Annotated in this window: 7 protein-coding genes; 1 reads left to right on the plus strand and 6 read right to left on the minus strand. The window is 68.5% G+C overall.

Translation table 11 applies throughout. The features are described from left to right. Positions 1-194 precede the first annotated feature (194 nt). From ON40_RS51810 to ON40_RS12415, 4 genes are all read right to left on the minus strand, one after another. Positions 195-659: a hypothetical protein gene (locus ON40_RS51810; RefSeq protein WP_218008777.1), complete on the minus strand. Its 465-nt coding sequence runs from the start codon at positions 657-659 to the stop codon at positions 195-197. Positions 660-1,055: 396 nt separating this feature from the next. After that, the gene (locus tag ON40_RS12400; protein WP_169541852.1) at positions 1,056-5,597 is read right to left on the minus strand and encodes a cation-translocating P-type ATPase; all 4,542 of its coding nucleotides are present in this window, start codon (positions 5,595-5,597) and stop codon (positions 1,056-1,058) included. A gap of 17 nt (positions 5,598-5,614) precedes the next feature. Continuing rightward, the gene (locus ON40_RS51175; RefSeq protein ID WP_051193025.1) at positions 5,615-6,046 is read right to left on the minus strand and encodes a hypothetical protein; all 432 of its coding nucleotides are present in this window, start codon (positions 6,044-6,046) and stop codon (positions 5,615-5,617) included. Between the two features lie 376 nt (positions 6,047-6,422). Continuing rightward, complete coding sequence (locus ON40_RS12415) at positions 6,423-6,689, minus strand: hypothetical protein (protein ID WP_040822003.1); 267 nt, start codon at positions 6,687-6,689, stop codon at positions 6,423-6,425. 63 nt (positions 6,690-6,752) lie between these two features. On the opposite strand from ON40_RS12415, the gene ON40_RS54505 reads away from it, so the two are divergent. Continuing rightward, positions 6,753-6,881, plus strand: a complete 129-nt coding sequence (locus ON40_RS54505; RefSeq protein WP_245567775.1) for an Rv1535 domain-containing protein — start codon at positions 6,753-6,755, stop codon at positions 6,879-6,881. Here ON40_RS54505 and ON40_RS12420 read toward each other — a convergent pair. Next, complete coding sequence (locus ON40_RS12420; protein WP_040822011.1) at positions 6,862-7,185, minus strand: hypothetical protein; 324 nt, start codon at positions 7,183-7,185, stop codon at positions 6,862-6,864. The two genes, ON40_RS54505 and ON40_RS12420, sit on opposite strands and share 20 nt — an antisense overlap. Positions 7,186-7,667: 482 nt before the next feature. Next, complete coding sequence (locus ON40_RS48095; RefSeq protein ID WP_051193026.1) at positions 7,668-8,018, minus strand: hypothetical protein; 351 nt, start codon at positions 8,016-8,018, stop codon at positions 7,668-7,670. Positions 8,019-8,876: the final 858 nt, after the last annotated feature.

Here is an 8,876-nt window from a genome sequence, read left to right on the forward strand (position 1 = left end):
CCACGAGCGTAGCTCCGCCGAGTTCGAACCTGCGCTCCGCGAGGAGACCGCTGTCGCCGCCGACACCAGCCGGACTCGCGGAACCTGATGATAGTTTGTGCCTTGCGTGCGTCTGGCGTGGCCGACCGAGCATGCCCGCCGCCGCTGCCCGGTCCGGGTGCTGAGGCCGATGGTCCGCTGATCACTCGTGGAATTCAGGACCACGCACCGCTGTCGACCGTCCAGATACCACGGGCACCCTGGGTGGCCGGCTGAATAAGGTGCACGAAGACTCGCGCGCCGTCGCTGTTGGTGAGGTAGATGACGTTCGGTGCCGAGTCGGTGCTGGTTTGCACATTCGACCACCCGAATCGTCCTTGTACGAACGACTTAGCCACCGCGACGCGATCGAGCCGCCACGGCTGATGCCCGCCGTCGACGGTCTGCTGCAGATTCTTGACCTGCTGAAGGGTCATGCCCTCGCCAGGGAACGGTGTCCCGGCTGCGGGGTGACCGTTCGGGGGCGGCGATGACGGGGTGCCGGGCGCGGCCGGAGATGGCTGCACGCCAACGGTTTCCGTGGGGGACACTGCGGGCGGGACGTCGCTCTCGTCGTTGCCGGCCTCGGGAGTACCCGGCTGGGAAGGCGCGGTGGCTTCCGGCGCCGTGGTGGTACCCACGGCAACCGTCGTCGACCGACTCGGTGCCGGTGAACCGCTCGAGCAGCCGCTCATCGCAGCCACACAGGTGAGAATGCCGATAACCCCCACCGCGACCCTCCGGCGCGGCGAGGCAAGGGCGAACACAGCGCGAACGCGCACGATGCTGCGCATAGGTTGTCCTTGAATAGGAACCCGTAGAACGGCCCGGAAGCGAGCCGCTGCACCGGATGTCGCGCCCGTTGCCCGAATCATTACACATCGCCACGGACCGGGCCGACCAACCACACCGGCTGCCCAGCCAAGCACCAACGCGCGGAGACGCGGTGGGCGCCTAGGCCATCGCGAGTACGTCGTGGACCAATTGGCTGGCCGCCGCGATCCTGGACGCGGAGCGACCGGCGGCGGCCAAGCGCATCACCCGGCCGGCGGTTCGGACAGTGCGCGGCCGGCCAGGAGTGCTGCGCCGGTGCCGGTTGCGGTGCAGCCCAGCACGATCGACCACGCGACCGGCCCGAGTGGTACGCATCCGAAGAACCGGTTCACTCCGGGTGTCATGATGATCGCGGCCAGGAGTGCGGAGCTGCCTGCCACGGTTGTCCAGACCAGGCTGCTGTGGCGGCCGATCACCAGGGTCTGCCCGAGTTGGGTGCCGATCAGGGCGGCCAAGGCCATGGTGTCCGCGCGGCGGCGGCGGCCGGTGGCGCGGCCGAGGAGCCAGGCCGCGCCGGCGCCGAGGGTGGTACAGGTGCCGCGTACCGCGACGGCTTGCAGGAATTCGGTGCCGATGCCGGGCGGCGGTCCGAGTGTCGTATCGGCCGTGTCGGTGTCGTCGGCGGGACGGGTGTCCGCGAGTGTGAGGGCCATGGCCGGGCCGAGGTCGGTGAGCAGGTTCACCACCAGGAATTGACGGGTGCCGATCGGGGCTCGACCGGACAGCAGTGTGCCCAGGACGGTGAACGCGACCTCACCGGCGTTGCCGCCGACCAGCACGCCGATCGCGTCGCGTACTCGTTGCCACATGCCGCGGCCTTCGGCCAGTGTCTCCAGTAGCACGGTGAGGTCCAGGACCGAGCCGGTGTCGGTGAGGATCAGGTCCGCGGCCTCGCGTGCGGCGACCGACCCGCGGGCGGCCAGCCCGATTCCGACGTCGGCGGTGCGGATGGCGGCCGCGTCGTTACTGCCGTCACCTGCCATCGCCACCGTGTGCCCGCGGCGCTGGAGTGCGGACACGATGCGCACTTTGTGTTCCGGCGATACCCGCGCGAAAACCGTTGCCTGCTCGATCAGTTCGGCTTGGCCGTCTTCGTCCAGCGCGTCCAGGTCGGCGCCGGTGGCCACGGTGTCGGCGGGGATGGCGAGCTGTTCGGCGACCGCCCGCGCGGTGATCGGGTGATCGCCGGTGATCATCCGCACGCTGATGTCGTTGCGGGCCAATTCGGCAAGCAGTTCGAGCGCCTGCGGGCGCGGGCTGTCGGCGATGCCGAGGAAGCCGAGAAGGGTGAGTTGCTCGATCTCCTCGGTGACGTCATCAGGAGCGGAGGCGAAATCGCGCCGCGCCACCACCAGTACCCGCAGACCCTGCGCGGCCAGCCGCCGCACCGCCGTCTCCGCAGCGGTGCGGAACTTCGGTGTGAACCGCGAAATCCGGGGGCGGCCTTCGTTATCGGTGCACAACACCTGGTCACAACGTGGCAGGAGCACTTCCGGGGCGCCTTTGACAGCGAGCCGGATGTGTTGGCCCGTGTTGCCCACCGCCGCGGAGTAGCCGCGGAAACTCTCGAACGGCACCTCTTCGATTCGATCCCAGGCGTGGGGTGGTCTGTGGCCCAGGTGCGTGTGTGCCGCCTCGACGACGGCTCGGTCGGTGGCGTGTACCAGTGGGCTGTCTTCAGGGTTGGGGCACGCGTGGGCGGCGGCGCGCAGCAGCTCCCGTGACTGTGGCGTGCTCGCGAAATCGTCTCTGTCCCATTGCTGGTCGAGGTCGGCAACGGCGACCAGCCGCAGTTGCCCCTCGGTGAGGGTGCCGGTCTTGTCGAAGCACATGGTGTCGATGCGTCCCAGTGCCTCGATGGTGCGGCTGGAGCGCACCAGCACGCCGCGGCGGGACAGGCGGCGAGTGGCGGCCAGTTGGGCAACCGTCGCAACCAGCGGCAGTCCTTCCGGCACGGCGGCGACCGCGACGGCCAGCCCGTCGGCCAGGGCGGCGCGCAGCGGCAGTCCGCGCAGGAAACTGGTGACGGTGACAGCGGTTCCACCGCTGAGGGTGAACGGCAGCACCCGCCTGGTGAGGCTGTGCAACTGCTCCTGCACACCGCCGGTAGGGGGCGGTGCGGCGGTGGCGAGCGCGCGGCCGGCTTCGGTTGCGGTTCCGACGGCGACCACCACCGCGGTCGCTTCGCCGCTGACCACGACACTGCCCTCGAACACCATGCCGGTGCGCTCTGCCAGCAAGGCTCCGGGTGTGGCGGGGGTCTGCTTCTCCACGGTCACCGCCTCGCCGGTGAGGCCGGACTCGTCCACCTCCAGCCCGTCGGTCTCCAGCAGCCGCGCATCCGCCGGAACCACCTCACCGGTGGCCAGCGCGATCACATCACCGGGCAGCAGATCGTCTGCGGGAGTTTGGATTTCACCGGTTCCGGTGAGCCGGCGCGCGGTCAATCGCTCGCCGAGCAGCAGTTTGTCCAGCGACACCCGGGCGCGTCGGCGTTGCAGGGCCGACACCGTGGCATTGAGCCCCAGCACCGTGCCGACGAGCACGGCGTCGGTGGGCGAGCCGAGCAGCGCGGAGGCGACCGCACCGACGCCCAGTATCGGCGTCATCGGATCGGCCAGCTCGCGGCGTACATCCGCGACCAGACCGGCGAGAGACCTTGCGGGCGTGGCCAATCGCTGCGACAGGCGGCTGGTGGCGGCGGCGGCGTGCGAACGCGGCTGTGGTATCGGCCGATGCGGGGCAGGGAGCCGGGCCAGCACCTCGTCCGGTTCCAGCGCGTGCCACGGCACCAGCCGCACCTCGGCCGGTCCGGCCGCGGTCGCGGCCCGGCGCCCGGAACTCAGCCCCGTGATCAACCCCATCAGAGTGGCCGCCGCGATCGGGCTCGTCGCGCGTGCCGCCCGAGACTCGGCTGGACCGGAGGCGAGCAACAGTCCGCTGAGTGTGCCCGCCGACAGCGTCAGGACCCGACCGCGTTCACTGACATCGCGCGCTCGGCCGGTGGCGGCGATGATCTGCCGCGCCGAACCCGGATCCGGGCACACCACATCCGCCTGCCAGGGAATCTGCGTCGGGACTCCGCGGGTGCAGGTGGCGATACCGATCCCGAGATCGGCGGCGCCCAGGGCGCGATGTGCGTGGCCGCTCACCACCGCGACGACATGCCCCTGCTGCTGCAGTCGCCGTACCAGCTCGGATACCGACCCGCCGGTGAGCACGAATTCGTCCGCACTGCGCCGTAATTCGCCGGTGCCCTCGTCACCGATGAGGACTACACGCAGGCCCGCCTGCCGGGCGGTGGCCAGCAACCCGACGGCGCCCGGATGTGGCTCGTTCCCGATGAGCGCCCGCCCGACCACACGTCCGTACTCGTGCAGCAGATGCCAGCGCGGGTCCCCGGAATCGAATCCCGAGCCGGAGGGATCGGTGGCGATGCCGGGTCGTGGGTCGGCGTCGATGCCCAGGTGCAGATTCTCGCGCCGGTGCTCCGGTGGTGGTGGAATGGGCAGTTCCTCACCGTTGCGCCGAAGCAGTCGCTGGGCCGCGCTCCACACGTGTTCGACCGGCCAGCTGTCGTCGTGGGATTCGGCGTCGAGCACCACGGCCCGTTGACCACGCACGGCGTCCCGGTCCACGATCACTGCGGAGACCCGGTCCAGGCGGCGCCACATGAGCGGGTCGAGGGTCAGCACGCCGCGCGCGGCCATGAGGGTGGACATCGCACCGGCGAAGGTCTCGCGACCGGCCCGCGCTGCCTTCGGCACGCCCGCTGCCACGGCGTCGGCGGCATCGGCGACCGCCCGGCCGCCCGCCAGCGTCGCCGCCGAGGCGACTACTGCTGCGGCGCCGGCCTGTTCGGTGCAGCGTTCGATCGGTCCGCGCGGCAAAGCTATCGGACGCGGCTCGGGCGGGTCGTACTCGTCGACGCCCGGTAGATCGGCGTCGGCGATCAACTGTTCCCAGCGCCGCCACTGGGCGAAGCGGGCGGCGGCCTCGACCAGCCGCACCGCCCGCTGCACCGCATCGGCACACAAGCCGGTCACTTCCGAGTCCAGCGCCTGGCCCACGGCGTTTCCGATCGAGATCACCGTATCGGCACGGTGGCGGCCGAGCTGAGCTTCCAATCTGCCGCGCAACCGTGGTTGCCCGTCCACCAGCGCCACCGCACCCCGGACCACGTGCGCCGGTGGCGGCGCCGGGAGCAACCGGCCGGTGACCGCCGCACCGATGCCGATGACATCGCCGGCCAACTGCAGCGCCGAGGTCAGTACCGGCTCCCGATCCGAGGGGTGCTCGAATTGCCGATTCCACGGCTCGTCACTGGTTCCGGCGAGGTCCTCGACCCGTTCCAGGATCGTTTCCAGTTGTGCCGGAGACAGGCATTGCGGCTCCGCGGCCACCATGACCCGCCCCGTAGCGGCGTTGACCTGGAACCAGTCCACTGCCGGTTCCTGCTCGAGGTGCTTGTGCACCAACTCGGCCACCCGCGCGCTCCGCGCCGACCGCAAGCCGCGAACTTCGGCGTGAATCCGGTTGCCGTGCACCGTGACCCGCCGCTGTGTGCGCATTCGCCGCGGATCCACCAGCGCGCTCAGTTCCCGGCCGAGGCCCTCGGTGAGTTCGGAGGCGATGCGAGCAGCTGCCGGGTCCGCCAGCCGCGCAGCCACCGCGACCGGCCGCCGAAGCAGTCCTAACGTGACTCCGGTGGCCGTCAGAGGCAGCCGGATCGGCGCAGTGGCCACAGCACGCAGCGATACCATCACCGTGCAGCGGTTCGCGCTCGCCGCGAACCGGCTGAGGACTGCTTTTGCCGAGCACTCTTACTCGGTGAACTCTTACTCGATGAACTTTTCCGCGGCGGGCTCTTCCGCGGTTTCGGCTTTTCGGCCGGGCCCTGAGTCTCGGGTTCGGTTCTCGCGCGCCGCAACAAATACGCCGCACCCGCCACCCCGCCCGCGGCCGCGGCCAGCGGCCAGTCCACCAGACCCGTCACGCCCGCCGCAACGACACCCAGCACAGTGGCGGTCGGCACATCGATCCCGTTGCGAGCGCCGGATACGGCGCCCTCGACCGTGCCACGTGCGGCACCGGTCATCGCACCGACGACGGCTCCACCGGCCGCCTCGACCCCCTGGACAGTCGCCGATGCCGTAGCCTGCAACATCTTCACAGCGCCCGCTGCAACGCTCATCTTCACACCCCAGTTGTCGTAGGTAGCGCGAAAAGGAACTTCCTGCGGAAACCAGTGCGTTGCCAGAGTACTCTTCGATCCTCAGATAGGCCCATGAAGCTTAGACAGAAGGCAGCGCACTCACGTCGACAGCCACATGCGGAGACAGTAAATCCCCAGTTCAATCGGACCAATGTCAACCTTCGTCGATATGGCGGCAGAATTCTCGCCGCTCGACAAGGAAAGTTGCCAAAAGATCGCTATTGCGTTTCCTGATCGAGTCATCACGGTAGTTGCGCAGTGAGTCCCGGCCTCGCCGAGATGAATGGCAAGGCCCGCGCATCGAGAGACCTGCCTATCGTGACCATGCCACGCAGATCAACGCACAGAAGTGAATTCAAGCCTCTTCCAGGGCTTCACCGATCTGGTGGGCGATGCGGTTGTGCTGATCCTGTATCAGCCAATGGCCTGCCGCCAGGACCACCGCGACAGGCCATTCGATGATTTCCGCTGCCGCGAGCGCGCCGAGGGCGCCGTAGTACGCCAACTGCTCGGGCCGCGGGATGCGGACCCGGCCGATCCCAGGCAGATCTACGGCGAAACCCTGCGCAGACAGCACACGATCGACCGCGTTCCGGTGACCAGTTAGTGACTTTTCGGCCATTGGTTGCCTCCCGGCCATGATGTATTCGAGTACCTGACGCCCGCAATGCGCACTCTGGTGACCGTGACCAGTACTGACATGGGCATCAGGTCGGATCCTCTGACAAGCGCTCTGACACAGGTGCTCACGGTGCCGTTGCGTCAGTTGTACGCGGTGCTGCTGCGCCTGGAAGTCATCGAGATCGTCGACTGACGACCTCGGGTGTCGGCGGCTTGGCCGATCGCTGCCCGAGCCGCTGGACCACCAGGGCAGCGCCCCCGATACCCAACAAGATGGGCCAGTCCACCAGACCCGCGGCACCGATCGCAGACAATGTCAGCAGCGCCGCAGGCGTCGAGTGACTGCCACTGCTCACCCCGTCCCGCACGCCGACCGCAGCACCCCTGATACCGCCGATCACACCGTTGACGGTAGCGCCACCCACGGCCCCGGACGCAGCCATCGTTGCATCGGCCGTCCGGGTAATGACGTCCACCATGCCTTCGGAGAGGTTCATAGTCACCCCGTCGAGTTCACCATTCGGACACCAACGAGCAAGTCGAAGTTTACCCCCGAGAAAGCCATCTCACGACGTCGGCGGCAGTACCGCAGCAACCAGGAGATGGTCGACCCTCAGCCCGGCCCCTCCGGACACAGTTCGAAACAAAAGCCGTTGCATCGCAATGACTTTCGTCAATTCCGGAGCTATTCCTCTGTGCCCCACGGCTGATCGGGCCAGTCCGCGGCGACGATGCGAGTGCCGGACAGGAGCGCTCTGGGGCTCGAGGAGAATCGGCCCGGCGTGACGCCGGGTGGGTCGACGGCCGTGCACCGGCCGGACCTGTTCAGGGGAGATAGGGTTTCGCCCGATCGACCGACGTAGACTTCCATTCGGGCAGAAGGAGTTCCGGAATCCCAAGGGAGTCACCCCGGAGAAATGGCCACTGCGCAGGACCGCGCTGGTGGATCGTTGGGGGTGCGACGTATGGGGTTCGGGTATCAGTGGGCGGCGGCGCGCACCACCGGGGGTGCGAGCAGGTCCTTCGGGATCGGGCAGACGTACGGCGTCGCGGCGGTGTTCGCTGTGTGTTCTGCGCGGGCCGCGGCGAGTAGCTCCGGTTGGGTGATCAGGTCCAGGCCGGTCGCGGCGATGACGGTGGCGGCATGGCTGAGCGCTTTGTGTGCGGCGGGCAGCTTGCCCTGCGCGACATACTGCCAGGTGTGCCACGGTGTACCGAAAGCGACTGCGCTACTGAGGATCTGCACGGTCGGGGTGATCCAGCTGACGTCGCCGACATCACTGGAGCCGTTGTTGAGCGGCCGGTGCGCGGGGTCGCCGAGTTCGGGCACGCCGTCGTACAGGTGGCGGGGGTCGTCGGCGAACTGCCGCAGGCGACCCGGGCGCGGCGGATCTCCTCAGCGGCGAAACCGGCGCTGAACCCTGCGGCGCACTCCTGGTCCGCCGCGTCGAACGGCACTCCGCCCACCTCGACCAGAGTGGCGTGCAGGGCCTCCTCCAGGACCCGGTTCGGCAGGATCTCCGCGCTGGCTCCCTCGAGAGTGACCTCGACCGTCGTGGAGGTCATCAGCGCCGCGCCTTCCGCGATCGCGACCACCCGGTCGTAGAGTTAGCAGGCCGCGGACAGCAGTGCACCGGCGACCAACGTGGCCGTCTCACCGAACTGGCGAACGCAACCTTGCAGGGCTGCGAGTAGCGAGGCAACATATTTCGTTGCGCAGCACCGTGAAAGACGGACAATCCCGCACGGCCGACAGCGGCTCCGGCACCCCTTTTCGGATTCTGCTGTCTCTCACTCCCGCCGAGGCGAAGTGTTCAGCCGATCGGCCGCCCCTGATGCGGTCGATTCCGCGCCGAGCGCACCAGCCGCCCGCCTATGCTCGCACCATGATCGATACCCGCCCCGCAGCGCTACGGCGCTGCCCCACAAGGCGTTCGGTCCACGATGAGCCGACACAGACCGATGCTCCAGACATCGGGCCATGCATGAGGGCATGAAATCGACCCGCGCACTGAGCATCTGGGACAACAGTCCGCTCACGACCACGGCAGGTCGGAATGCCCGACCGACCAGCAGCCCTGCTCGGTAATCGTGCCCCGAAAAGTGCTGCGACAGAATGAATCATCCTGCTTCTCGCGCACGTCAGGTGCAAAGTCGTTGTCGCGCAGGAAAGATGGTCCGAGTGGCT

Source organism: Nocardia jiangxiensis NBRC 101359 (genome assembly GCF_000308615.1).
GTDB classification, from domain to species: Bacteria; Actinomycetota; Actinomycetes; order Mycobacteriales; family Mycobacteriaceae; genus Nocardia; species Nocardia jiangxiensis.

What these genes read in the sequence shown, in the direction of transcription:
- ON40_RS12415 (WP_040822003.1), bottom strand. Translation starts at nt 6,689, where the DNA reads ATGGCCGAAAAGTCACTAACTGGTCACCGGAACGCGGTCGATCGTGTG.
- ON40_RS12420 (WP_040822011.1), bottom strand. Translation starts at nt 7,185, where the DNA reads ATGAACCTCTCCGAAGGCATGGTGGACGTCATTACCCGGACGGCCGAT.
- ON40_RS51175 (WP_051193025.1), bottom strand. Translation starts at nt 6,046, where the DNA reads ATGAGCGTTGCAGCGGGCGCTGTGAAGATGTTGCAGGCTACGGCATCG.